At 47.6% G+C, this 24280-nt stretch carries 24 protein-coding genes and 1 other annotated feature; all 24 genes read right to left on the bottom strand.

The features are described from left to right. The 24 genes from rpsC to G548_RS18135 all read right to left on the bottom strand — a co-directional run bounded on the left by rpsC (nt 1) and on the right by G548_RS18135 (nt 23992). Nucleotides 1-660, bottom strand: coding sequence for a 30S ribosomal protein S3 (gene rpsC, locus G548_RS0112405; protein WP_022794474.1), 660 nt, complete (start codon nt 658-660; stop codon nt 1-3). A gap of 3 nt (nt 661-663) precedes the next feature. Beyond that, nucleotides 664-1005 carry a 50S ribosomal protein L22 gene (gene rplV, locus G548_RS0112400; protein ID WP_022794473.1) on the bottom strand — a complete coding sequence of 114 codons (342 nt, stop codon included), beginning with the start codon at nt 1003-1005 and terminating at the stop codon, nt 664-666. A 23-nt stretch (nt 1006-1028) separates the two neighbouring features. After that, the gene (gene rpsS, locus G548_RS0112395) at nt 1029-1307 is read right to left on the bottom strand and encodes a 30S ribosomal protein S19 (protein ID WP_022794472.1); all 279 of its coding nucleotides are present in this window, start codon (nt 1305-1307) and stop codon (nt 1029-1031) included. Between the two features lie 60 nt (nt 1308-1367). Next, the gene (gene rplB / locus G548_RS0112390; protein ID WP_022794471.1) at nt 1368-2207 is read right to left on the bottom strand and encodes a 50S ribosomal protein L2; all 840 of its coding nucleotides are present in this window, start codon (nt 2205-2207) and stop codon (nt 1368-1370) included. 32 nt (nt 2208-2239) lie between these two features. Further along, nucleotides 2240-2527 (bottom strand): 50S ribosomal protein L23, encoded by a 288-nt coding sequence (gene rplW, locus G548_RS0112385; protein WP_022794470.1) that lies wholly within the window; start codon nt 2525-2527, stop codon nt 2240-2242. Further along, nucleotides 2527-3150: a 50S ribosomal protein L4 gene (rplD, locus tag G548_RS0112380; protein ID WP_022794469.1), complete on the bottom strand. Its 624-nt coding sequence runs from the start codon at nt 3148-3150 to the stop codon at nt 2527-2529. The genes rplW and rplD overlap by 1 nt, the downstream gene beginning before the upstream one ends. An 18-nt stretch (nt 3151-3168) precedes the next feature. Next, the gene (rplC, locus tag G548_RS0112375) at nt 3169-3810 is read right to left on the bottom strand and encodes a 50S ribosomal protein L3 (RefSeq protein WP_022794468.1); all 642 of its coding nucleotides are present in this window, start codon (nt 3808-3810) and stop codon (nt 3169-3171) included. Between the two features lie 43 nt (nt 3811-3853). Next, a complete protein-coding gene (rpsJ, locus tag G548_RS0112370) occupies nt 3854-4165 on the bottom strand; it encodes a 30S ribosomal protein S10 (RefSeq protein ID WP_027847395.1) in 312 nt (103 codons plus the stop codon). A gap of 321 nt (nt 4166-4486) precedes the next feature. Beyond that, nucleotides 4487-5677 carry an elongation factor Tu gene (gene tuf / locus G548_RS0112365; RefSeq protein WP_022794466.1) on the bottom strand — a complete coding sequence of 397 codons (1191 nt, stop codon included), beginning with the start codon at nt 5675-5677 and terminating at the stop codon, nt 4487-4489. 130 nt (nt 5678-5807) lie between these two features. Then, nucleotides 5808-7886 carry an elongation factor G gene (gene fusA / locus G548_RS0112360; RefSeq protein WP_022794465.1) on the bottom strand — a complete coding sequence of 693 codons (2079 nt, stop codon included), beginning with the start codon at nt 7884-7886 and terminating at the stop codon, nt 5808-5810. A 51-nt stretch (nt 7887-7937) separates the two neighbouring features. After that, the gene (gene rpsG, locus G548_RS0112355) at nt 7938-8408 is read right to left on the bottom strand and encodes a 30S ribosomal protein S7 (protein ID WP_022794464.1); all 471 of its coding nucleotides are present in this window, start codon (nt 8406-8408) and stop codon (nt 7938-7940) included. Nucleotides 8409-8447: 39 nt separating this feature from the next. Next, entirely contained in the window at nt 8448-8867 is a 420-nt protein-coding gene (gene rpsL, locus G548_RS0112350; RefSeq protein WP_022794463.1) for a 30S ribosomal protein S12, read from the bottom strand. A 117-nt stretch (nt 8868-8984) separates the two neighbouring features. After that, nucleotides 8985-9236: a 50S ribosomal protein L7ae-like protein gene (locus G548_RS0112345; protein ID WP_022794462.1), complete on the bottom strand. Its 252-nt coding sequence runs from the start codon at nt 9234-9236 to the stop codon at nt 8985-8987. A gap of 77 nt (nt 9237-9313) precedes the next feature. Further along, nucleotides 9314-12931, bottom strand: coding sequence for a DNA-directed RNA polymerase subunit beta' (gene rpoC / locus G548_RS0112340; RefSeq protein WP_022794461.1), 3618 nt, complete (start codon nt 12929-12931; stop codon nt 9314-9316). Between the two features lie 122 nt (nt 12932-13053). Next, nucleotides 13054-16593, bottom strand: coding sequence for a DNA-directed RNA polymerase subunit beta (gene rpoB, locus G548_RS0112335; protein ID WP_022794460.1), 3540 nt, complete (start codon nt 16591-16593; stop codon nt 13054-13056). A gap of 575 nt (nt 16594-17168) precedes the next feature. Next, nucleotides 17169-17765: a class I SAM-dependent methyltransferase gene (locus tag G548_RS0112330; protein WP_022794459.1), complete on the bottom strand. Its 597-nt coding sequence runs from the start codon at nt 17763-17765 to the stop codon at nt 17169-17171. A gap of 105 nt (nt 17766-17870) precedes the next feature. Next, nucleotides 17871-18233, bottom strand: a complete 363-nt coding sequence (rplL, locus tag G548_RS0112325) for a 50S ribosomal protein L7/L12 (RefSeq protein WP_022794458.1) — start codon at nt 18231-18233, stop codon at nt 17871-17873. Nucleotides 18234-18285: 52 nt separating this feature from the next. Beyond that, nucleotides 18286-18789, bottom strand: coding sequence for a 50S ribosomal protein L10 (gene rplJ, locus G548_RS0112320; RefSeq protein ID WP_027847394.1), 504 nt, complete (start codon nt 18787-18789; stop codon nt 18286-18288). Nucleotides 18790-18833: 44 nt separating this feature from the next. Then, nucleotides 18834-18988: a sequence feature (ribosomal protein L10 leader region), on the bottom strand. 100 nt (nt 18989-19088) lie between these two features. Continuing rightward, nucleotides 19089-19787: a 50S ribosomal protein L1 gene (rplA, locus tag G548_RS0112315; RefSeq protein WP_022794456.1), complete on the bottom strand. Its 699-nt coding sequence runs from the start codon at nt 19785-19787 to the stop codon at nt 19089-19091. Between the two features lie 120 nt (nt 19788-19907). Beyond that, on the bottom strand, nt 19908-20333 hold the full coding sequence (rplK, locus tag G548_RS0112310) for a 50S ribosomal protein L11 (RefSeq protein ID WP_022794455.1): 426 nt from the start codon (nt 20331-20333) through the stop codon (nt 19908-19910). A gap of 179 nt (nt 20334-20512) precedes the next feature. After that, nucleotides 20513-21046 carry a transcription termination/antitermination protein NusG gene (nusG, locus tag G548_RS0112305; RefSeq protein ID WP_022794454.1) on the bottom strand — a complete coding sequence of 178 codons (534 nt, stop codon included), beginning with the start codon at nt 21044-21046 and terminating at the stop codon, nt 20513-20515. 55 nt (nt 21047-21101) lie between these two features. Then, on the bottom strand, nt 21102-21299 hold the full coding sequence (gene secE / locus G548_RS0112300; RefSeq protein WP_022794453.1) for a preprotein translocase subunit SecE: 198 nt from the start codon (nt 21297-21299) through the stop codon (nt 21102-21104). A 302-nt stretch (nt 21300-21601) separates the two neighbouring features. Next, nucleotides 21602-23131: a glycerol kinase GlpK gene (gene glpK, locus G548_RS0112295; protein WP_022794452.1), complete on the bottom strand. Its 1530-nt coding sequence runs from the start codon at nt 23129-23131 to the stop codon at nt 21602-21604. Nucleotides 23132-23164: 33 nt separating this feature from the next. Continuing rightward, on the bottom strand, nt 23165-23992 hold the full coding sequence (locus G548_RS18135; RefSeq protein ID WP_022794451.1) for an MIP/aquaporin family protein: 828 nt from the start codon (nt 23990-23992) through the stop codon (nt 23165-23167). Nucleotides 23993-24280 lie beyond the last annotated feature (288 nt).

Here is a 24280-nt window from a genome sequence, read left to right as displayed (position 1 = left end):
TTATTTGCCTCCTTCCTCTTTGTTCGTTCCTTTCGTTGGAAGGACTTCCCCGCGATAAATCCAGATTTTTACACCCAGTTTACCGTACGTTGTATCTGCTTCTGCAGTGCCGTAATCAATATCTGCACGCAACGTATGGAGAGGTACTGTTCCTTCACTGTATCTTTCAGAGCGGGCGATGTCTGCGCCCCCCAGGCGTCCGTTCACTTCTGTCCGGATCCCTTTTGCTCCTGCGCGCATCGTACGCTGAATAGACTGTTTCATTGCACGGCGGAAAGAAATACGGTTTTCAAGCTGACGGGCAATGTTTGCCGCTACGAGACGGGCATCCATATCTGCCTGCTTTATTTCTGCGATATTAATGTGTACTCGCTTGTTAGTCAGGTTATTCAATTCTTTACGAAGTGCTTCTACTTCGGAACCACCGCGGCCGATAACCATTCCTGGCTTCGCAGTATGGATCGTAATATTCACACGGTTTGCCGCACGTTCGATTTCCACGGTAGAAATAGAAGCGTCAACGAGCTTCGTTTCGATGTGACGGCGCACTCTGTAGTCTTCATGAAGCAAATTCGCGTATTCTTTTTCCGAATACCATTTCGATTCCCAATCACGGATGACTCCAACACGAAGTCCGATAGGATTAACTTTTTGTCCCACGCGTTATCCCTCCTTTTTTTCTTCGACGATTACAGTAATGTGACTCGTACGTTTGTTAATGCGGCTTGCGCGCCCCATTGCACGTGGACGGAAACGTTTGAGTGTTACTCCCTCGTCTACGAATGCTTGGCTGATGTAAAGATTTTCTGGTTCCATCTCATAGTTGTGCTCTGCGTTGGCGATAGCAGAGTTAATAACTTTCTCAACAATCGGAGACGCCGATTTTGGCGTGTTCTTAAGGATGGCAATAGCTTCTCCGACGGATCTTCCCCGAACTAGGTCTATCACAAGACGAGCCTTGCGGGGGGCGATACGGATCTGCTTTGCTACTGCTTTTGCTTCCATGTTTCTTTACCTCCCCTCAGGTCTTATCTTTTCGTTTTTCTATCGTCATTTTTGTGGCCTTTAAACGTTCTCGTTGGCGCGAATTCACCAAGCTTATGGCCTACCATGTCTTCAGATACATAAACAGGTACGTGCTTGCGTCCGTCGTACACTGCAATTGTGTGGCCGACAAATTCCGGGAATACTGTGGAACGGCGTGACCAGGTACGAATAACTTCTTTATTGTTCGAATCGTTTAGTCTCTCGATTTTATTCATCAAGTGCAAGTCGACGAAAGGTCCTTTTTTTAAACTACGACCCATGAGAGAACCTCCTTTCGCGATTAACCTGCGATTCCGAAGAACCGCAGCTTCATCTTTTTATTATTTTTTCTTACGGCGACGGCCCCGTACGATATATTTATTGGAATCTTTATTACGTTTTCTTGTTTTATAGCCAACTGCAGGCTGACCCCAAGGGGATACAGGTGCAACGCGTCCGATTGGCGCACGGCCTTCACCACCACCGTGTGGGTGATCGCTAGGGTTCATTGCGGAACCACGAACGTGTGGACGTTTGTTTAACCAACGGGAACGTCCGGCTTTACCGATGTTCACCAGTTCATGCTCTACGTTTCCAACCTGGCCGACAGTTGCACGGCAGGAAGCAAGGATCAGGCGGGTTTCGCCGGAACGAAGACGCACGAGTACGTACTTGCCTTCTTTACCGAGAACCTGGGCTTCTGCGCCAGCAGAACGAACGAGCTGTCCGCCGCGGCCCGGCTTCAATTCAATGTTATGAATAACAGTACCCACTGGAATGTCACGAAGGTCCAATGCGTTACCAAGTTTGATATCTGCACTCGAACCAGCCATGATTTCCTGGCCAATTTTCAACCCTTTTGGAGCAAGGATGTACCGTTTTTCGCCATCAACATAGTTGATAAGCGCGATATTTGCTGAACGGTTTGGGTCATACTCGATCTCAGCAACTTTACCTGGTACGTCGTTTTTATTACGTTTGAAGTCAATAACACGGTATTGACGTTTATGCCCGCCGCCCTGGTGACGGCTGGTCATACGACCCTGGTTATTACGACCGCCTTTTTTGTGAAGCGGTTCAAGCAGCGAACGTTCTGGTGTTTCTGAAGTGACTTCGCTGTGCTTGTTTACCGACATGTGACGGCGGCCGTTTGTGGTCGGTTTATACTTTTGGATAGCCATGCTCATTACCCTCCTTCGTATCTATTTGTTAATTAAGCACCTTCGAAGAATTCAATATCTTCGCTGTCTGCTGTAAGCGTCACGATCGCTTTTTTACGGTTGGGTTTGTACCCTTCATGACGGCCAAAACGACGGAATTTACCCTTTTTGTTCATTGTATTTACCTTTTCTACCTGAACATCAAAGATTTCTTCAACCGCGTTTTTGATTTGGAATTTATTAGCTTTCACGTCTACTTCAAACGTGTATTTCTTTTCATCCATCAAGTCAGCGGAGCGTTCTGTAATAACGGGTTTTTTAATCAAGTCACGTGCTTCCATTATGCGAACACCTCCTCTACTTTCTTCACGGCGTCCTGTGTCATAACCAATTTGTCATGTTTAACAACGTCCAGGACGTTTACACTGCTTGCCGTGAGGAATGTTACGTTAGGAAGATTGCGTGCAGACAGACCGACGGTTTCGTCGTCGTTGCCAGTAACAATCAGTACCTTCGTATCAATGGAAAGAGAAGAAAGTACTTTAACCATCTCTTTCGTTTTTGGAGCATCAAACTTCAGCTCATCAAGCACGACAAGGTCATTTTCCTGTGCTTTGCTTGCAAGTGCTGATTTGATCGCCAGACGGCGAACTTTTTTCGGAAGTTTGTAGCCGTAAGATCTTGGCGTCGGACCGAACACGATACCACCTTTCACCCATTGCGGGGAACGGATGGAACCTTGACGGGCACGGCCTGTGCCTTTTTGGCGCCATGGCTTGCGTCCACCGCCGCGGCGTTCGGAACGGTTTTTTACTTTGTGCGTTCCTTGTCGTAACGATGCTTGCTGCATAATTACTGCGTCATACAAAACGTGCTCGTTTGGTTCAATACCGAAAACAGTGTCTGCTAATTCGATATCTCCTACGCGGGAACCGGTTTGGTTTAGTAAATCTACTGTTGGCATCTTGCGCCCTCCTTTCTATTATGCTTTTTCAGTGTTTGCTTTCACAGCGTTCTGTACTGTTACATAGCTGCGTTTCGCACCAGGAACGTTGCCTTTAACTAAAAGCACGTTACGCTCAGTATCTACTTTAACAATCTCCAGATTCTGTACTGTAACCGTGTTGTTACCCATACGTCCTGGGAGCTTTTTGCCTTTCAATACGTGGTTAGGGTCGATAACACCCATCGCACCAGGGGCACGGTGGAAACGGGAGCCGTGCGTCATTGGTCCGCGGGATTGGTTATGGCGCTTGATAGCACCCTGGAAGCCTTTCCCTTTGGATTTTCCGGTGACGTCTACGATATCTCCTTCTGCAAATGTTGCTACACTGACCTCTTGACCAACCTCGTAATCCTCTGGGTTTGTCCCGCGGATTTCTCTAACGAAGCGCTTGGGGGTCGTGTTTGCTTTCTCAGCATGTCCTTTTTCCGGTTTGATTACGCGTGCTTCTTTTTTGTCGTGGAAACCTAGCTGAATAGCTTCGTATCCATCGGACTCAGTAGTTTTCTTTTGAAGCACAACGTTTGGTTCTGCTTCAATGACCGTAACTGGAAGCAGTTCGCCGTTTTCTTTAAACAGTTGCGTCATGCCGAGTTTTTTACCCAAGATTCCTTTGGCCATGAGTCACACCTCCTAATAAATTTTGTTTTTCATATATTTGTTATTATAATTTGATTTCGATGTCTACACCCGACGGTAAATCTAAACGCATAAGCGAATCTACCGTTTGCGGCGTTGGCGTTAAAATGTCGATTAAACGTTTATGTGTACGCATTTCAAACTGCTCACGAGCATCTTTAAATTTGTGCGTAGCACGAAGAATTGTATAAACAGATTTCTCTGTTGGCAATGGAATCGGCCCAGAAACACCTGCACCAGAACGTTTTGCCGTGTCTACAATCTTTTCAGCGGATTGATCCAATACTCTGTGATCATACGCTTTTAAACGAATACGAATTTTTTCATTAGCTGCCATTAAAAGCCCTCCTTCTCGTCCGATTTTACAGACATACTCCGCGAAAATTTCCTCACACCTGATCATGGCAATGGACCCGGGTGTGTCAGCAACCTTCCGCATCATCGCCTGACCGTGGGTGGATATAGAAGTATTTCTATGTCTCCCATGGTCACACTTCATCTATTATAGTGATCGTTCGCCTTTTACGCAAGGGTTTTTTCAAAAAAATCTCGATATGCCTCCCCCTTTTTCTCATTTAACTTTAAGAGCCTTTATTAATATGGAAGAAATAAAAAAACCTCTAATGCTTTTCAGCATTAGAGGAGAATAATCGGATGATTATTTTTGGATAGTAGAAACAACGCCGGCGCCAACTGTACGGCCACCTTCACGAATAGAGAACTTAGTTCCTTCTTCGATAGCGATTGGGTTGATAAGCTCAACTGTCATTTCTACGTTATCGCCAGGCATTACCATCTCAACGCCTTCAGGCAGTTGGATGATACCAGTTACGTCCGTAGTACGGAAGTAGAACTGCGGGCGGTAGTTAGAGAAGAATGGAGTATGACGTCCACCTTCGTCTTTGGAAAGTACATAAACTTCTGCTTTGAAGTTAGTGTGTGGAGTAATCGAACCTGGCTTTGCAAGAACTTGGCCACGTTTGATGTCATCACGGGAAACACCGCGGAGAAGCGCACCAATGTTGTCGCCAGCTTCTGCATAGTCAAGAAGCTTACGGAACATTTCCACACCAGTAACCGTGGATTTGCGGGAGTCTTCATCGATACCGATGATTTCAATTTCATCCCCAACGTTAAGAACGCCACGTTCAACACGGCCAGTTGCAACTGTACCACGGCCTGTGATAGAGAATACGTCCTCTACAGGCATCATGAATGGCTTGTCTTTGTCACGGTCTGGAGTTGGAATGTAGTTGTCTACAGCTTCCATCAGTTCAAGAATTTTGTTTTCATACTCTTCGTCGCCTTCAAGGGCTTTCAGAGCAGAACCGCTGATGATTGGTACATCGTCACCAGGGAAGTCGTACTCGGATAAGAGATCACGAACTTCCATTTCTACGAGTTCAAGAAGCTCTTCGTCGTCTACCATATCAACTTTGTTCAAGAAAACAACGATGGATGGTACACCAACCTGACGGGAAAGCAGGATGTGCTCACGAGTCTGAGGCATTGGGCCGTCAGCTGCAGACACAACGAGAATCGCTCCGTCCATTTGAGCTGCACCAGTGATCATGTTTTTAACATAGTCAGCGTGACCTGGGCAGTCAACGTGTGCATAGTGACGGGAATCTGTTTCGTACTCTACGTGTGCAGTAGAGATCGTAATTCCACGCTCACGCTCTTCAGGTGCACCGTCGATTGCGTCATAGGCCATAGCCGTTCCGCGGGAATATTTTTTATGAAGTACCGTTGTGATCGCAGCAGTCAAAGTTGTTTTACCATGGTCAACGTGACCGATAGTACCAATGTTCGCATGCGTTTTCGAACGGTCGAATTTTTCTTTTGCCATTATAATTGTCCTCCCTTTATTTCAGGTAATTAATGTTGTATAGCAGCCAGGCGGGCGCTGCTATCAGTAAACGCCCTTCCTTAGCTTACAATAAATCGCTCATGCATACAATCATCAAGCTGCTGGATTTTTACTGTCCTGTAGCCTGCTTGATAACATCTTCAGAAACACTTTTTGGCACTTCTTCGTAATGATCGAAGAACATGGAATACGTTCCGCGGCCCTGCGTGTTCGAACGAAGAGTCGTGGCGTAGCCAAACATCTCAGCAAGCGGTACAAACGACCGGATAACCTGAGAGTTGCCCCGTGCTTCCATGCCGTCTACACGGCCACGGCGGGATGTTACATCACCCATGACGTCGCCCATGTATTCTTCTGGAACCACGATATCTACTTTCATTAAAGGTTCAAGCAGTACCGGCTTACATTTTTGCTTTGCTTCACGCAGAGCCATCGAAGCCGCCACTTTAAATGCCATCTCGTTAGAGTCGACATCGTGATAGGAACCGTCAAAAAGAGTAGCTTTTACGTCGATTACCGGATAACCGGCAAGCATACCGCTTTGAAGGGACTCTTCAATACCGGATTGCACGGAAGGTACATATTCACGAGGTACCACACCGCCGACGATTTTGTTTACAAATTCAAAGCCGGCGCCTTCTTCGTTTGGCTCAAATTTAACCCAAACGTGACCGTACTGACCGCGTCCACCGGACTGACGTACGAATTTACCTTCGCAGTTAGCTTCCTGGCGGATAGTTTCACGATAGGATACCTGAGGGGCACCTACAGTTGCTTCTACTTTGAATTCCCGTTTCAAACGGTCAACGATGATATCAAGGTGAAGTTCACCCATACCTTTAATGATCGTTTGTCCGGTTTCTTCGTCTGTTTCTGTCTGGAAGGTTGGATCCTCTTCTGCGAGCTTTCCGAGAGCGATACTCATTTTGTCATGGTCCGCTTTCGATTTCGGCTCTACAGAAAGGGAAATAACCGGTTCAGGGAAGTCCATCGATTCAAGCACGATGTTGTCTTTTTCTGCCACAAGAGTGTCACCGGTGCTCGTATCTTTCAAACCGACGCCCGCTGCAATATCACCGGCGTATACCGTTGAAATTTCTTCACGGGAGTTTGCGTGCATTTGAAGAATACGACCCACACGCTCACGCTTGTCCTTTGTGGAGTTTTTGACATACGACCCGGAAGTAAGTGTACCAGAATACACCCGGAAGAAAGTAAGTTTACCAACGTAAGGGTCTGTAGCCACTTTAAAGGCAAGTGCAGAGAACTTCCCGCCGTCGTCTGCCGGACGCTCTTCCTCTTCTTCCGAATCCGGATATTTCCCTTTAATAGGAGGAACATCCAACGGAGATGGAAGATAGTCGAGCACAGCATCGATCATAAGCTGAACACCTTTGTTTTTAAAGGCAGAACCACAGAGTACTGGATAAAACTCAACGTTCAGCGTTCCTTTACGGATTGCCAGCTTGAGTTCTTCATTTGTGATTTCTTCCTCTTCAAGGTATTTCATCATAAGATCTTCATCAAGCTCTGATACAGCTTCTACCAGCTTCTGGCGGTATTCCTGCGCCTGTGCCTGATATTCTTCCGGAATTTCACGCGCTTCCGCACGGGTTCCGAGATCATCGAGGTAGTAGTAAGCCTGCATTTCGATAAGGTCGATAATTCCTTCAAAGTCATCTTCAGCACCAATCGGAAGCTGAATTGCCTGAGCATTCGCTCCGAGACGATCTGTCAGTGTGCTTAAGGAATAAACAAAATCCGCTCCTACCTTATCCATCTTGTTAACGAAAACAATACGCGGAACATGGTAGGTAGTCGCCTGGCGCCATACAGTTTCTGTCTGTGGCTCCACGCCGGACTGTGCATCCAATACAGCAACAGCTCCGTCAAGCACACGCAGGGAACGTTCTACCTCTACGGTAAAGTCTACGTGACCTGGAGTGTCGATAATATTGATACGGTGGTTTTTCCACTGGGCTGTTGTCGCAGCAGAGGTGATAGTAATACCACGCTCTTGTTCCTGTGACATCCAGTCCATTTGAGAAGCACCTTCATGGGTTTCACCAATTTTATGGATACGACCCGTGTAATAAAGGATACGCTCTGTTGCTGTCGTTTTCCCAGCATCAATGTGAGCCATGATCCCGATATTACGGGTTTTTTCCAAGGAGAATTCACGTGCCATGGACTTTCTTTCTCCTTCCATTCATCAAAGTAGTATTTTCCGCGGTAGTGCTTACCAACGGTAGTGAGCAAACGCTTTGTTTGCTTCAGCCATACGATGAGTATCTTCACGACGCTTAACAGCAGATCCTGTGTTGTTGGAAGCATCAAGAATTTCATTTGCAAGACGCTCTTCCATGGTTTTTTCTCCACGAAGACGGGCGTAGCTTACAATCCAACGAAGCGCCAGGGTCGTACGACGATCTGGTTTAACTTCGATTGGTACTTGATAGTTAGCTCCCCCTACACGGCGGGCTTTTACTTCCAGTACAGGCATAACGTTTTTCATAGCCTGATCGAAAACTTCCATCGGCTCCTGACCGGAACGCTCCTGCACGAGGTTAAATGCTCTGTATAGGATATTTTGCGCTTTTCCTTTTTTACCATCGTTCATTACACGGTTGATCATGCGTGTAACAAGCTTGGAATTATAAATAGGATCAGGCAGAACATCACGGCGTGGTGCTGGTCCTTTACGAGACATAAATCCTCCTCCTTTCTTTATATTATGAATTAGCTGTTATTATTTCTTTTTCTTCCCGCGTTTGGTTCCGTATTTGGAACGGCTTTGCATGCGGTTTTGTACACCGGCAGTATCAAGGGCGCCACGAACAACGTGATAACGCACACCAGGAAGGTCCTTAACACGGCCTCCACGGATCAATACTACACTGTGCTCCTGGAGATTGTGACCAATACCAGGAATGTATGCTGTAACCTCGATTTGGTTAGTCAGGCGAACACGTGCATACTTACGAAGAGCCGAGTTTGGTTTCTTCGGAGTAAGTGTTCCTACACGAGTACATACACCACGTTTTTGCGGAGCATTTTGATCTGTTGGGACTTTACGCAAGCTATTGTAACCTCGGTTCAATGCCGGAGAATCAGTCTTTTTAGTCTTCATCTGACGGCCTTTACGAACCAGCTGATTAATAGTTGGCATAGTTGTTTTCCTCCTTTCCGACTAAGTTATTTCAAGACCACCGTTCCAGGTGGTTCATTGATAAGCAAAATGAAAGTTTTTGCCGATGAGATCCGAAACCCCACCAGCAAAAACTTATTATTGCTTTTTTAAAGCGATCGTAGCCGCTCCTACATCAATTCCGCAAGCTTTTCCAAGTTTTTTCATCGAATCGACAAACTGGATGGAAACACTGCTTTCATTTGCTGCTTTAAGAATACGCTGCTGAATTTCTGCAGCGGCATCTTCTGCCACAATGATTTCGGAAGCTGTGCCATGTTCAATCGCTTTAAGCGTTTGTTTAGTTCCAATTAAAACTTCGTCAGCCTGTGTTACTTTTTCATAAGACATCATTCATCCTCCAAAGCACAGGAGCTTAACGCACCTTAGATAGCATATCACCGCGTTTTTGCGATGTCAACACTATTTCATTCCGACGAATATACTTCTTCGCCTGATTCCTGCATTTCCTGAACGGCTTCTTCCGGGAGAACCTGTTCGAGGCTGCGGTAACGCTGCATGCCTGTACCGGCCGGAACCAGTTTCCCGATAATAACGTTCTCTTTCAGGCCTAACAGCTCGTCGCGCTTGCCGCGAATCGCTGCGTCCGTAAGAATTCTTGTCGTTTCCTGGAACGAAGCGGCCGAAAGGAAGGAATCCGTTTCAAGCGATGCTTTCGTAATACCAAGAATAACCGGCTGACCGACGGCTGGCTGATGATGTTTTTGCAGTGCTTCACGGTTTGCTTTTTCAAACGCATGCACTTCCACCAGACTGCCAGGAAGAGCGTCTGTATTACCGGAATCAGTAATCCGGATTTTACGGAACATTTGACGGACCATCACTTCAATGTGCTTGTCGCCAATTTCAACGCCCTGCATGCTGTATACCTTCTGAACTTCCTTCAGAAGATACTGCTGTACCTGGTCGAGTCCGGTAACTTTCAACAGCTCTTTCGGATCGATGGAGCCTTCAGTAAGAGCCTGGCCGACCTCCACCTGGTCTCCTACTCCCACACGGAGGCGTGCACCGTACGGAGTAGTATAGGAGCGGCTTTCAAGCGCACCCTGTACTGTAACTTCTTTTTTATCCGTCAGATCTTTCACATCGACAATTTCGCCGGAGAGCTCAGAAATAACAGCCTGACCTTTCGGATTACGGGCTTCAACAAGCTCCTGAATACGAGGAAGACCCTGGGTGATGTCATCCCCGGCTACGCCGCCTGTGTGGAACGTACGCATGGTAAGCTGTGTACCCGGCTCACCGATGGACTGGGCAGCGATGATCCCTACTGCTTCGCCCACTTCAACGTCGGCTCCTGTAGCAAGGTTACGGCCGTAGCATTTTTTGCAGACGCCGTGATGCGTATCGCACGTAAAGACAGAGCGGATAACAACTTTTTCGACGCCGGCTTCTTCGATAATACGAGCCGAATCTTCATTTAGAAGCTCACCTTTTTGAGCCAGTACTTCGTTTGTTTCAGGATGACGCACTGTTTCAAAGGCTACCCGGCCGATCAGGCGGTCCTGAAGTTTTTCAATAATTTCATTGCCTTCGCGGAGCGTTGCTACCGAAAGCCCGCGGTCAGTGCCGCAGTCGTCTTCACGGATGATAACGTCCTGAGCCACATCCACAAGACGGCGGGTCAGATAACCCGAGTCGGCAGTTTTAAGCGCTGTGTCAGCCAGACCTTTACGTGCACCGTGCGTGGAAATAAAGTACTCAAGCACTGTAAGTCCTTCACGGAAACTCGATTTAATCGGAAGCTCGATGATTCGTCCGGATGGATTGGCCATCAGTCCGCGCATACCTGCAAGCTGCGTGAAGTTCGAGGCGTTACCACGGGCACCGGAATCACTCATCATGAAAATAGGGTTGCGAATATCAAGCGTACCCATGAGTTTATCCTGGATGATGTCTTTGGCACTGCCCCAGATGCTGATAATTTTATCATAGCGCTCTTCTTCGGTAATTAAACCGCGCCGGAACTGTTTCATTACCTTCGAGACCTGATCTTCGGAATCCGAAAGCACGTCCTGCTTGTCCGGAAGCACAACAATATCGGAAATACCAACCGTAATTCCTGCTTTTGTGGAGTAATGGAAGCCAAGATCCTTCATACGGTCAAGCATTTTCGACGTTTCAATGATCTGGAAGTTTTTAAACACCGCTGCAATGATGTCACCCAAAAAGCCTTTTTTAAATGGCTGGATGAGTTCGCGGTTCTTAAATTCTTCTTTTACATCTGTCGTGCTCGGCACTACATACTTTTCCGGGAGCTCCTGTTCAAGGTTTAATGCTGTCGGCTCGTTCACGTAAGGGAACGACGTCGGCAGTATTTCATTGAAAATGAGCTTTCCTGGTGTCGTTAAGACGAGCTTACTCATCTCTTCTTCACTGAAGTTCGTTTTATTTAACGCACGCACCGGCAGAGCAATACGGGTGTGCAGATGCACATAGCCGTTTTGATAAGCAGTGAGAACTTCTTTTATATCATTGAAAATAGAGCCTTCACCCATCGCGTTTTCACGCTCAAGGGTCAGATAATAGTTTCCAAGCACCATGTCCTGGGACGGTGTAACAACCGGCTTACCATCCTTAGGGTTCAGGATGTTCTGCGCCGCAAGCATGAGCACGCGCGCCTCTGCCTGGGCTTCTGCTGAAAGCGGTACGTGTACGGCCATCTGGTCCCCGTCAAAGTCGGCGTTATACGCTGTACATACGAGCGGGTGAAGCTTGATGGCGCGTCCTTCGACCAGCGTCGGTTCGAACGCCTGGATACCAAGACGGTGAAGCGTCGGTGCACGGTTCAAAAGCACCGGGTGTTCACGGATAACGTCTTCAAGCACGTCCCAGACTTCCGGATGCACGCGTTCCACTTTCCGCTTAGCGCTCTTAATGTTGTGTGCCAGGCTCCGGTTCACGAGCTCTTTCATTACAAACGGCTTGAACAGCTCAAGCGCCATTTCTTTAGGCAGTCCGCACTGATACATTTTCAGGCTCGGCCCGACCACGATAACGGAACGGCCGGAATAGTCGACACGTTTACCGAGAAGGTTCTGACGGAAACGTCCCTGCTTCCCTTTCAGCATGTGAGAAAGAGATTTTAGCGGACGGTTGCCGGGACCAGTAACTGGACGGCCGCGGCGCCCGTTGTCGATCAAGGCGTCGACGGCTTCCTGAAGCATCCGTTTTTCGTTTTGTACGATGATGCTCGGTGCTCCCAGATCAAGAAGGCGTTTCAAACGATTGTTCCGGTTGATAACGCGACGGTACAGATCGTTCAGATCAGATGTGGCAAACCGGCCGCCGTCAAGCTGAACCATCGGACGAATTTCCGGTGGAACAACCGGGAGCACATCGAGAATCATCCATGCCGGATGGTTGCCGGAGTGACGGAACGCTTCAAGCACTTCCAGGCGCTTGATTGCACGAGTACGGCGCTGTCCCTGCGCTGTTTCGAGTTCGCCTTTTAAGCCGTGCACTTCTTTTTCAAGATCAATATCCTGAAGAAGCTTACGGATGGCTTCTGCACCCATTTGAGCAGAGAAGGTTTTGCCGTACTTATCGTAATACGCCCGGTACTCTCTTTCGGAAAGCAGCTGCTTGTATTCAAGCGGTGTTTCTCCCGGCTCCGTCACTGTATAGGAAGCAAAATAAATAACTTCCTCGAGTGAACGCGGGGACATATCAAGGACAAGTCCCATACGGCTCGGAATACCTTTAAAGTACCAAATGTGAGATACCGGAGCTGCAAGTTCAATGTGGCCCATGCGTTCCCGGCGCACCTTCGAACGGGTAACTTCTACTCCGCATCTGTCACAGACTACGCCTTTATAGCGAATACGCTTGTATTTACCGCAGTGGCATTCCCAGTCCTTGGTCGGACCAAAAATACGCTCGCAGAACAGCCCGTCTTTTTCCGGTTTTAACGTCCGGTAGTTGATCGTTTCTGGCTTTTTCACTTCGCCGTGGGTCCAGGAACGAATTTTTTCCGGAGAGGCAAGTCCAATTTTCATATATTCAAAGTTATTGACGTCTATCAAGAGGTCGACCTCCCTTTCAATCTTTAAAGGTGGCATGGCTGAAAGAGGGACAAGAGGTGCCTACAAAAAGCTGAAAAGCTTTTAATTAGACACCCCGTGTTCTCCGTTTTACCGATGAGACCTTATGCGTTTTCCGTGGACTCGATTCTAAGATTCAAGTTATCTCCGGGTTGTTCATCTTCATCATCGAGCTCTTTCATTTCGATTTCCTCTTCATTGCTCGAAAGCATTTTTACGTCCATGCCAAGGCTTTGAAGCTCTTTAATCAGAACTTTAAACGACTCGGGAACGCCAGGCTCCGGCACGTTTTCCCCTTTAACAATCGCTTCGTACGTCTTCACACGGCCGACAACGTCGTCGGATTTCACCGTGAGAATTTCCTGCAGCGTATAAGCTGCGCCGTACGCTTCAAGTGCCCATACTTCCATTTCCCCGAAACGCTGGCCGCCGAATTGCGCTTTACCACCAAGCGGCTGCTGGGTAACGAGGGAGTAAGGACCGGTTGAACGGGCGTGAAGCTTGTCGTCCACCATGTGGGCAAGCTTGATCATATACATGACCCCGACTGAAATACGGTTGTCAAAGGTTTCCCCTGTACGTCCGTCATACAATACGGTCTTTCCGTCCCGGGCGAGGCCGGCTTCCTGAATGGTTTCCCAAACGTCTTCTTCACGGGCACCGTCAAATACCGGCGTTGCCATGTGAAGGTTCAGGGAACGGGCAGCCATGCCCAGGTGCATTTCAAGCACCTGTCCGATGTTCATACGCGAAGGCACCCCGAGAGGGTTCAGCATAAGATCAATCGGTGTTCCGTCCGGCAGGTAAGGCATATCTTCTTCTGGAAGAATACGCGAAATAACACCTTTGTTTCCGTGACGGCCGGCCATTTTATCCCCTTCGTGAATCTTACGCTTCTGCACGAGGTAAACCCGGACAAGCTGATTCACTCCCGGCGGAAGTTCATCTCCGTCTTCACGGTTAAAGATTTTTACGTCGAGTACAATGCCGTCTGCGCCGTGAGGCACACGAAGCGAAGTATCCCGTACTTCACGAGCTTTTTCCCCGAAGATCGCGTGAAGCAGACGTTCTTCTGCGGAAAGCTCTGTCATGCCCTTCGGCGTTACTTTCCCAACAAGAATGTCGCCGTCCTTCACTTCCGCACCGACGCGGATAATACCGCGGTCATCCAGGTCCTTCAGCGCTTCTTCGCCGACGTTTGGAATATCACGGGTGATTTCCTCCGGTCCGAGCTTAGTATCGCGGGCTTCTGACTCGTATTCATCGACGTGAATGGAAGTGTAAACGTCGTCTTTTACTACCCGTTCGCTCAGGATAACGGCGTCCTCATAGTTATAGCCGTCCCAGGTCATAAAGGCGGTTAACACGTTACGGCCCAATGCCATTTCCCCGTTGTCCATCGATGGACCGTCTGCAAGCACTTCGCCTTTTTCAATGCGGTCTCCGTCTTTAACGATTGGACGCTGGTTGTAGCTTGTGCCCTGGTTGGAACGAACGTATTTCATCATGCGATATTTGTCGATATCTGTTTCTACTTCTTTTCCGTCTACATCTTCAATGCGGCGGATCCAGATTTCACGTGCGGAGGCCCGCTCAACTACGCCTTTGTGACGTGCGATGATGGCAGCACCTGAATCCTTCGCTGAAACGTATTCCATGCCGGTACCTACAAGAGGTGCTTCCGGCTCAAGAAGCGGCACTGCCTGGCGCTGCATGTTTGCTCCCATCAATGCCCGGTTGGAGTCATCGTTTTCAAGGAACGGAATACACGCTGTCGCAGCAGAAACTGCCTGCTTTGGCGATACGTCCATATAGTCAATTTTTTCTTTTGGAACGATCGTGTTGTCCCCGCGGAAACGGGCAATAACTTCATCGTCGGCAAACGTTCCGTCTTCAGCAAGTGAAGCGTTCGCCTGAGCGACTACGTAGTTGTCTTCTTCATCGGCAGTAAGATAGTCACACTGCTCGGTGACCACTCCTGTATCCGGATCTACACGGCGGTAAGCTGTTTCAATGAAGCCGAATTTATTTACCTTGGCGTAGCTCGATAAGGAGTTAATCAAACCGATGTTCGGACCTTCCGGCGTTTCAATCGGACACATACGACCGTAGTGGGAATAGTGAACGTCACGTACTTCAAAGCCGGCACGCTCACGGGTCAGACCGCCCGGTCCAAGCGCTGACAGACGGCGTTTGTGCGTCAATTCAGCCAAAGGATTTGTCTGGTCCATAAACTGGGAAAGCTGCGAGCTTCCGAAAAACTCTTTAATAGAAGCAATTACCGGGCGAATATTGATAAGCGCCTGCGGTGTGATGGAGCTTGGGTCCTGAATGGACATACGCTCACGTACAACACGCTCCATACGGGAAAGCCCGATACGGAATTGGTTCTGAAGCAGCTCTCCGACGGAACGGAGACGACGGTTGCCCAGGTGGTCAATATCATCTGTACGGCCGACGCCGTGAAGAAGATTGAAGAAATAGTTAACCGAAGCAATCATGTCTTCCGGAGTAATATTCTTCGTATCATGATCAATATTTCCGTTACTGATTACGTTAATTTCACGGTCTTCGCCTTGACCGTCATCTGCATAAATCTTAATAGACTGTACGTCCAAATCTGCATCTTCCACCACTCCACCGGAAACGGTGTACCGTTTAAATCCAAGATTGTTTTCCAGGTACGGCATCAGGCGGTCCAATGTCCGGCGGTCGAGCATCGTGCCCGATTCGGCAATGACCTCTCCCGTGTCTGGATCAGCAAGCGTTTCTGCTAAACGCTGATTGAATAAACGATTCTGGATGTGAAGTTTTTTATTCATTTTATAACGCCCGACATTTGCGAGATCGTACCGCTTCGGATCAAAAAAGCGCGTGTTTAATAAACTCTTCGCGCTATCCACTGTTGGCGGCTCCCCAGGGCGGAGACGTTCATAAATTTCGAGAAGGGCTTTTTCGCTGCCTTCTGTGTTATCTTTTTCGAGTGTGTTCCGCAGGTACTGGTCTTCACCCAGAAGATCGATAATCTCCTGATCAGATCCAAACCCAAGTGCACGAAGGAGCACGGTAACCGGAATTTTCCGGGTGCGGTCAATACGAACATGAACGACATCTTTTGCATCTGTTTCAAGCTCGAGCCACGCGCCACGGTTCGGAATAACGGTTGCGGTATGGCCGCGCTTGCCGTTCTTGTCTACTTTATTATTAAAATATACACTCGGTGAACGTACGAGCTGGGATACGATAACACGCTCAGCCCCGTTTATCACAAAAGTACCTGTGTCGGTCATAAGCGGGAAATCACCCATAAATACTTCCTGCTCTTTTACTTCGCCGGTCTCTTTGTTCATCAGGCGAACCTTGACCCGGAGCGGTGCAGAATACGTAGCATCGCGTTCTTTTGATTCATCGATCGGATATTTAGGCTCTCCTAAATTATAATCGATGAATTCAAGCACCAAGTTTCCGGTAAAATCTTCAATCGGCGAAATGTCCTGAAACATTTCGCGAATACCTTCATCTAGAAACCATTGATAAGAAGCCGTCTGAATCTCAATGAGGTTTGGAAGGTCCAACACTTCATTGATTCGGGCATAGCTTCTCCGCTGGCGGTGACGTCCAAATTGAATAAGTTGACTTGACAACAGATTCACCCCTCAAATCTCGCATGATATCCGCCCGTTTTAAAAACAAGCGTTTTTCCAAGGCAATTATCGGTAATATAGCTAAATAGTGATAAATGCAGAGACGCGTCGTCATGTAGACGGACGGCTCTTTCTGTTCTGATTAAAAGCGCCTGCGTATCAGAACACAGAGAACAGCCCGCTCACACATGCCGTCGTTAAAAAGTTTCACAAACCGAATAGCCAGTTTGAGAATGCTGATTGCTTCTCCCTGACTTATGTTGATTATCTTAAATGGAGTTGTGTTTCCTAATACTTATTACGATCGATTCTCCCATTTCTCATTCGAGTGTGTTAGAATAAGAAGGAATCAAAAGCACAAACGTTCTCGTTTTAGTGGATAAGCTTGCTGCAACCGTAATTCAGCCCAGCCGTGAAGTGGCAAATAGAAAAGAAATGGATGATACTTCTTACGGTATCACCTGATTTAATAAGTAGAATATTACATGTAGTTTGACGCGCATGGATACTTATACGCATTAAATTATAATACCATATCAAAACAGCACCGTCAACTTCTGATGGTGCTGTTTTATTTATTTACGCGCACGAAAAATATAATAACCTTTATTCTTTTTCACATTTTTCACTACCGGAAACAGCTCGTTAAGCTTTTCCTTCGCTGAAGGGGCACCCTGCTTTTTTTGAATGACAATCCAGCATTCGCCTCCCGGCTTCAGCGCTTCGTAAGCTTCTTCGAACAGCCGGTGCACCACTTTCTTTCCGGCCCTGATAGGAGGATTCGTCAAAACTGCCGCCGCCTTGCCTTGATAGGCACTGAACAAATCACTCTCCGCCGCCTCCGCGTTCTCGGCCTGATACCGCTGGATATTTTTCCTGGCCAGCTCCACGGCGCGTTGATTGATATCAAAAAGCAGAACGCTCCGGCTGGTTTCTTTGGCGAGGGTGACTCCCACTACGCCGTAACCACAGCCAATGTCTACAATGTCTCCATCTAAGTCCGGCCACTCAAAGGTTTCAAGCAGTGTCTCCGTACCAAAATCCACCGTTTGCTTCGAGAAGACCCCGCTGTCTGTAATAAACGACCAGTCTCTGCCTCTAAGCTCTGCATGAATGACTTTCTCGCTGCTCGCCACGCTTGGATTTGTATGAAAATATTGTTCACCGCTCATAGCATCGCTCCGTTCTAATTATTGGAATATTATCATAGCAGGGCCAAGCAGTTTATTGCAACAAAAAACTCACCCGCACAGGTGCGGATGAGTTTATACAAAAGCTTACTTCAATTCGATAGAAGCGCCTGCTTCTTCGAGTTGACCTTTCATTTCTTCAGCGTCTTCTTTAGATACGCCTTCTTTCAATGTGTCAGGAGCTCCGTCTACCAATGCTTTAGCTTCTTTCAAGCCAAGGCCGGTGATTTCGCGGACAACTTTGATGACGTTGATTTTAGAAGAACCAGCGCTTTCGAGTACTACGTCGAATTCTGTTTGCTCTTCCTCAACGGCTTCACCGCCGCCACCGCCAGCTGCTACTGGTGCAGCTGCTGTTACGCCGAACTCTTCTTCAATTGCTTTTACTAATTCGTTCAATTCCAGAACGGACATTTCCTTAATCGCATCAATCATTTCTTGATTACTCATGGATAATCCTCCTCTTAATATTAATATTTAAGCCGATTTAAACGCCGGTTGGTTAGGCGCTCTCTTCTTCTTTTTGCTCTGCCACTGCTTTTGTAGCCAGTGCGAAGTTACGGATTGGCGCCTGCATAACGCTAAGCAGCATAGCCACAAGTCCATCGTGGGATGGAAGGCTTGCCAATTCTTTGATCTGCTCCTGGGAAACAACGCTGCCTTCAATGACACCCGTTTTAATTTCCAGTGCTTCGTGATCCTTAGCGAAATTGTACAATACTTTTGCAGGTGCTACTGCGTCTTCTTTGCTTGTCGCAATAGCTGTAGGGCCTACCAGGTATTCGTTCAACTCGTCTTTGAGATTCACGTCTTCTGCTGCACGACGAGCCATTGTATTTTTATATACTTTGAAATCAACGTCTGCTTCACGAAGCTGCGCACGCAATTCCGTGATTTCCGATACGTCCAGACCGCGATAGTCCACCAATACGGTCGATACGCTGTCTTTCAGCTTAGCCGCGATTTCATCAACAACCGCCTGCTTTTGTTCGATTACTTTGCTCATCCGTTCCACCTCCTGCCATTCTTTATTGTTTGCCGCCTGCCACCGCAGACACAAAAAAATCTTCCTGTCTCAATTAGCAGACACGAAGACACTACTCCCGTAAAACGCCTCAAAGCGTTCAATGTATAGGAATGGTACCTCGGCAGGACGTTTAAGTGCTGGGCACTCCTGCTGTCTGCGGCAACAATATAAAATTGTTGGCTGATCCGTCATTTAGTATAAATGGAAGCAGCACCCGGGTCAAGAGCTTTTTCAAGATCGCCCGGGAGCTGCCGGCAAACAAAGTATTACGGTTTAATTTATGCGAATTTCAACGAAGAAGTGCTGACTTTTACGCCAGGACCCATGGAAGTCGTTACAGCAACGCCTCTCATGTACGTTCCTTTAGCAGCTGCCGGCTTTGCTTTTTGAAGCGCATCGGCAACCGTGTTGAAGTTTTCCACCAGGCTTGCAGTATCAAAGGATACTTTGCCGATTGGCGCGTGGATGTTACCGGACTTATCGACACGGTATTCCACTTTACCTGCTTTAATTTCTTCAACAGCTTTTGTAACGTCCATCGTAACCGTACCAGTTTTCGGGTTAGGCATAAGGCCTTTTGGTCCGAGGGTACGGCCCAATTTACCTACCTGGGCCATCATGTCAGGAGTAGCTACCACTGCATCAAAGTCAAACCAGCCTTGCTGCACGCGGTTCACCAAATCTTCTTCTCCTACATAATCAGCGCCGGCCGCTTCTGCTTCCTGGGCTTTTTCGCCTTTAGCAAAAACAAGCACGCGCTGGCTTTTTCCTGTTCCGTTTGGAAGTACAATCGCGCCACGGATCTGCTGATCGTTTTTACGCGGATCAATTCCAAGACGAAACGCCACTTCTACCGTTGCATCAAAGTTTACGATCGATGTTTTCTTTGCAAGCTCAATCGCCTCTTCAGCATTGTACTGCTGCTCCTGGTCGATGAGCTGCGCCGCCTCGCGGTATTTTTTACCTCTTTTAGGCATTGTTTTTCCTCCTTGTTGTGGTTTAACGGTAAGACCTCCCACTAGTAAAGGTTGCGAGCCGTCTCCTCAGCAAGAGCGTCAGAGGCGTCCACACAACCTTCAGCAAGGCAAATCTTTCAATTAGTCTTCAACGTTTAAGCCCATGCTGCGGGCTGTTCCTTCAACCATACGCATTGCTGAATCAACGTCAGATGCGTTCAAATCCTGCATTTTCGTTTCAGCAATTTCACGAACCTGATCCCGGGTTACTGAACCGACTTTGTTACGGTTAGGCTCTCCGGAACCGCCTTTGACTCCAGCTGCTTCTTTAAGAAGTACAGGAGCTGGCGGAGTTTTCGTAATAAAAGTGAACGAACGGTCTTCATAGACACTGATTTCTACAGGAATGATTGTCCCTGTCTGCTCCTGTGTACGAGCGTTGAATTCTTTACAGAATCCCATGATATTCACACCGGCTTGACCAAGCGCTGGGCCTACCGGTGGTGCCGGGTTCGCTTTACCAGCCGGAATTTGAAGTTTAACAACCTTCTCGACTCTTTTAGCCACGCGACACACCTCCTTCGTCCGTGATGTGGTAGCCGGATACGATGTATCCTCCCACTCATTCTAAAACACCATGTGCTTTAGGCTATGATATCTTTCAATACCAAACAGGATGATTTTATCACCTGCAGCCAAAATAAGCAATGGTTAATTCATGAGAGAACGGAAACCGTAAACCGGCTCTAGATTTTTTCTACTTGAGTAAACTCCAGTTCCACCGGTGTTTCGCGGCCGAACATGTTTACATAAACTTTGACCTTCTGCTTCTCTGCATTAATTTCTTCGACCGTGCCGGTGAAATCAGCAAACGGCCCTTCGGTAACCTTCACTGCTTCTTTAAGTTCGAAATCAACCTCTGCCTTCGGTTCCTTCTCGCCCATCTGACCGAGAATGGTGTCCACCTCGTCCGGCAAAAGCGGCGTCGGCTTCGATCCTGCTCCTGTCGAACCGATAAACCCGGTTACTCCAGGCGTATTGCGGACAACGTACCAGGAATCGTCTGTCATTACCATTTCAACAATGACATACCCAGGGAAAACCTTTTTGGAAACTGTTTTGCTCTTTCCATTTTTGGTTTCCGTTTCTTCCTCCACCGGTACCAGCACACGGAAAATCTTATCCGTCATACCCATGGATTCCACCCGTTTTTCCAGGTTTGTTTTTACTTTGTTTTCATAGCCCGAATAAGTATGGACTACATACCAGCTTTTTTCCATATCTAGAGTGGGAGCTAAGTCCCTTCCCTCCTTTATTCCAAACGTTCAACCGTTACTACTCCAAAAATATACGAACAAGTTCAGAAAGCCCTAAATCGATAACGGCAAAATAGATTACAAAAAAGATGACAGTCAGCACCGTGACAATTGTATACTTCGTTAGCTCTTTGCGTGTCGGCCATGTAACACGCTTCATTTCCTGCCCTACTTCTTTAAGAAAGCGGATAGGGCTTTTTTTCGTACCCCCAGCCATGCAGCCACCTCCATCAACCGGTGTTTACGGTTATAGAATTATTAATATAAGGTCTCGTACGAACAATGTATCTGCATCTTTTTCTGCATTCCATGTACCCTCAGACTTCTTTGTCCTGCTTGTTTTCAACCATTAAAAAAACAGCCGCTCCTAAGGGCTCTGCGGTCTGTTTGCTTTAGGTGCACATATATTTCTACCAATATCAATCATAAACAACTTCCGCACTATAATCAAGGAGAAATTAAATGGCATATAAAAACCGGCGCTCCATAGGGAACGCCGGTCCCTTCACATCATAATTATTAGTTAGCTGACTGGGTTGGTGTTTTCTTTTTTCCCGGCTTGAACGCTCTGGTAGCGTCCACCGCTTCCTTCCAGCCTTCGTACAGTTCTGTTCTTGTATCTTCATTGATTTGCGGATCAAACTGTTTTTCTTTTTTCCACTGCTTTTTCACTTCTTCTTTACTGCTCCAGAAGCCGGTCGCGATCCCCGCTAAATAAGCCGCTCCCATCGCAGTGGTTTCAATAACAGCCGGACGTTCTACGGGCACGCCGACAATATCGCTTTGAAACTGCATCAGAAAATCGTTTGAAACGGCGCCGCCGTCAACACGGAGAGATTTCACTTCAATACCCGAGTCCGTTTCCATCGCACCGAGAACGTCTTTTGTCTGGTATGCAAGCGATTCAAGCGTCGCTCTTACAAAATGCTCTTTTTCCGTTCCGCGGCTGAGCCCAAAGATGGCACCGCGCGCTTCACTGTCCCAGTAAGGAGCCCCGAGCCCTACAAAAGCAGGTACAAAGTATACTCCATTTGTATCGTCAACGCGCTCGGCATACTTCTGGCTGTCCGGAGCGTTCGTAAACATCCGCAGGCCATCGCGCAGCCACTGAATAGCCGAGCCGGCTACGAAAATACTTCCTTCAAGAGCGTATTCAACTTTCCCATCAATTCCCCAGGCAATCGTGGTCAATAGTCCATTATTAGAAGGCACTGGTTTATCTCCGGTATGCATCAGCATAAAGCAGCCGGTGCCATACGTATTCTTTGCCATCCCTTTTTCAAAGCATGCCTGGCCGAACAGGGCAGCGTGCTGGTCTCCTGCTACGCCGGCAATCGGAACTTCCTGTCCGAAGAAGTGGTAATCCACCGTATTGGCATACACCTCGGAAGAAGAACGCACTTCCGGAAGCATGCTCTTCGGTACGCCAAGGACATCAAGCAGCTCATCGTCCCACTGTAGATCATAAATATTGTACATAAGCGTACGGCCAGCATTGGTATAGTCCGTTACATGTGCTTTTCCACCGGACATCTTCCATATAAGCCACGTATCAATGGTGCCAAACAGAAGATCTCCATTATCTGCTTTTTCCCGGGCACCGTCCACATTATCAAGAATCCATTTCACTTTCGTTCCTGAGAAATAAGCATCAATCAGGAGGCCCGTTTTATTTCGGAACATTTCCCCGTAGCCCTGCTCGTTCAGCTCGTTGCAGATATCCATCGTCTGCCGGGACTGCCATACAATTGCGTTATAGACAGGGCGTCCGGTGTGTTTGTCCCACACAACCGCTGTTTCACGCTGGTTCGTGATCCCAATCGCGTTGATTTCCTCTGCCTGGATATCGTTTTCACCAAGCACCTCTGCGAGTACGGCAAGGACAGAGGTCCAGATTTCCTGGGCGTTATGTTCCACCCAGCCGGATTTTGGGAAGTACTGCTTGAACTCTCTTTGCGCGGTGCCTACAATTTCTCCTTCTTTATTAAAAATCATGGCACGCGAGCTTGTTGTTCCCTGATCGATTGCTAAAATGTATTTCTTCTCCATCCGCCTCATCTCCTCTTTCATATATAAGTTGTATTAGTTTTTCACTTCAGGGTTGGACATGATTGTTTTTTCAGAACGTTTGCCCATATAGTACAGGCTTCCTAGGAAAACGGCTACGACAACCGAGTAAATCATCAGTGCCATCGCGCCTTCTCCTAAGAAGAACGACCGGTAAACCATGGCACCGAACACACCGCCTGCAGCCGGGGCTACAACTGGAATCCAGGCATAGGACCAGTTGGAATCTCTTTTACCCGGGATTGGCAGCAGAGCGTGGGCAATACGCGGACCAAGGTCACGAGCCGGGTTGATCGCGTAACCGGTCGTACCCCCGAGTGAAAGGCCGATCGCGAGAATCAGGAAGCCGACAATCAGCGGATTTAATCCTTCAGTAAACTGGTTGGCCCCAATTCCTAAAATACCGCCGACAAGAACAGCTGTGCCGATAAATTCACTCAAAAAGTTGTTAAACCGGTTCGGAACAGCCGGATCGGTCGAAAATACCCCGAGCTTTGTATTCGAATCTTCTGTTTCCTTCCAGTGACCAAGAAAGTGAAGATAAACTACAACCCCTCCCAGACCGGCACCAATCAATTGGGCAATAATATAGCCTGGAACCTGGGCCCATGCAAACTCTCCAACAGAAGCAAGACCAAGTGTTACCGCCGGGTTAATGTGAGCGCCAGAGAACTGACCTACTGCGTAGATAGCCATTGCAACGGCAAACCCCCACCCAAGCGCTACAACAATCCAGCCAGCACCCTGAGCTTTGGATTTATTCAGACTTACGTTTGCAACTACGCCGCCGCCAAAAATAATAAGAATCATCGTACCGATAAGCTCCGCTAAATAAACAGACATTTCTTCTTCCTCCTTTTATTATTAAAGCTTACTTACCGTCATAACGTTAGGCGCATTCGTCTTATTATTTGTTGCGGCGCCATAAGACCCAGACCTTTAACCCCGGTTATTTTCCAAAAAAACGCTTTCATAACAATGAATTAAAATTAGCATGAACACTCAGAAAACAACCGGAAAGCCTAGAAAAAGCCGCACACGTATCCCAATGGAATGACTGGTGTGCGGCTTTCATATACTCAACCTAACGTATTAACTTAAATAAATCTTACCACCATGAGAAAACGCTGT

Source organism: Marinococcus halotolerans DSM 16375, from assembly GCF_000420725.1.
In the GTDB taxonomy this organism is placed as follows: domain Bacteria; phylum Bacillota; class Bacilli; order Bacillales; family Marinococcaceae; genus Marinococcus; species Marinococcus halotolerans.
The sequence above is the reverse complement of the archived record's forward strand: the minus strand, read 5'-3'. Positions and strand labels throughout refer to the sequence as shown.

What these genes read in the sequence shown, in the direction of transcription:
- tuf (WP_022794466.1), bottom strand. Translation starts at nt 5,677, where the DNA reads ATGGCAAAAGAAAAATTCGACCGTTCGAAAACGCATGCGAACATTGGT.
- rpsJ (WP_027847395.1), bottom strand. Translation starts at nt 4,165, where the DNA reads ATGGCAGCTAATGAAAAAATTCGTATTCGTTTAAAAGCGTATGATCAC.
- rplL (WP_022794458.1), bottom strand. Translation starts at nt 18,233, where the DNA reads ATGAGTAATCAAGAAATGATTGATGCGATTAAGGAAATGTCCGTTCTG.
- rplA (WP_022794456.1), bottom strand. Translation starts at nt 19,787, where the DNA reads ATGCCTAAAAGAGGTAAAAAATACCGCGAGGCGGCGCAGCTCATCGAC.
- rplB (WP_022794471.1), bottom strand. Translation starts at nt 2,207, where the DNA reads ATGGCTATCCAAAAGTATAAACCGACCACAAACGGCCGCCGTCACATG.
- rpsS (WP_022794472.1), bottom strand. Translation starts at nt 1,307, where the DNA reads ATGGGTCGTAGTTTAAAAAAAGGACCTTTCGTCGACTTGCACTTGATG.
- nusG (WP_022794454.1), bottom strand. Translation starts at nt 21,046, where the DNA reads ATGGAAAAAAGCTGGTATGTAGTCCATACTTATTCGGGCTATGAAAAC.
- rplV (WP_022794473.1), bottom strand. Translation starts at nt 1,005, where the DNA reads ATGGAAGCAAAAGCAGTAGCAAAGCAGATCCGTATCGCCCCCCGCAAG.
- secE (WP_022794453.1), bottom strand. Translation starts at nt 21,299, where the DNA reads ATGGCTGGGGGTACGAAAAAAAGCCCTATCCGCTTTCTTAAAGAAGTA.
- rplJ (WP_027847394.1), bottom strand. Translation starts at nt 18,789, where the DNA reads ATGAGCAAAGTAATCGAACAAAAGCAGGCGGTTGTTGATGAAATCGCG.
- rplD (WP_022794469.1), bottom strand. Translation starts at nt 3,150, where the DNA reads ATGCCAACAGTAGATTTACTAAACCAAACCGGTTCCCGCGTAGGAGAT.
- G548_RS18135 (WP_022794451.1), bottom strand. Translation starts at nt 23,992, where the DNA reads ATGTCTGTTTATTTAGCGGAGCTTATCGGTACGATGATTCTTATTATT.
- rpsL (WP_022794463.1), bottom strand. Translation starts at nt 8,867, where the DNA reads ATGCCAACTATTAATCAGCTGGTTCGTAAAGGCCGTCAGATGAAGACT.
- rplW (WP_022794470.1), bottom strand. Translation starts at nt 2,527, where the DNA reads ATGGAAGCACGTGACTTGATTAAAAAACCCGTTATTACAGAACGCTCC.
- rpsG (WP_022794464.1), bottom strand. Translation starts at nt 8,408, where the DNA reads ATGTCTCGTAAAGGACCAGCACCACGCCGTGATGTTCTGCCTGATCCT.
- rplC (WP_022794468.1), bottom strand. Translation starts at nt 3,810, where the DNA reads ATGGCCAAAGGAATCTTGGGTAAAAAACTCGGCATGACGCAACTGTTT.
- G548_RS0112345 (WP_022794462.1), bottom strand. Translation starts at nt 9,236, where the DNA reads ATGTCTTATGAAAAAGTAACACAGGCTGACGAAGTTTTAATTGGAACT.
- glpK (WP_022794452.1), bottom strand. Translation starts at nt 23,131, where the DNA reads ATGGAGAAGAAATACATTTTAGCAATCGATCAGGGAACAACAAGCTCG.
- fusA (WP_022794465.1), bottom strand. Translation starts at nt 7,886, where the DNA reads ATGGCACGTGAATTCTCCTTGGAAAAAACCCGTAATATCGGGATCATG.
- G548_RS0112330 (WP_022794459.1), bottom strand. Translation starts at nt 17,765, where the DNA reads ATGAGCGGTGAACAATATTTTCATACAAATCCAAGCGTGGCGAGCAGC.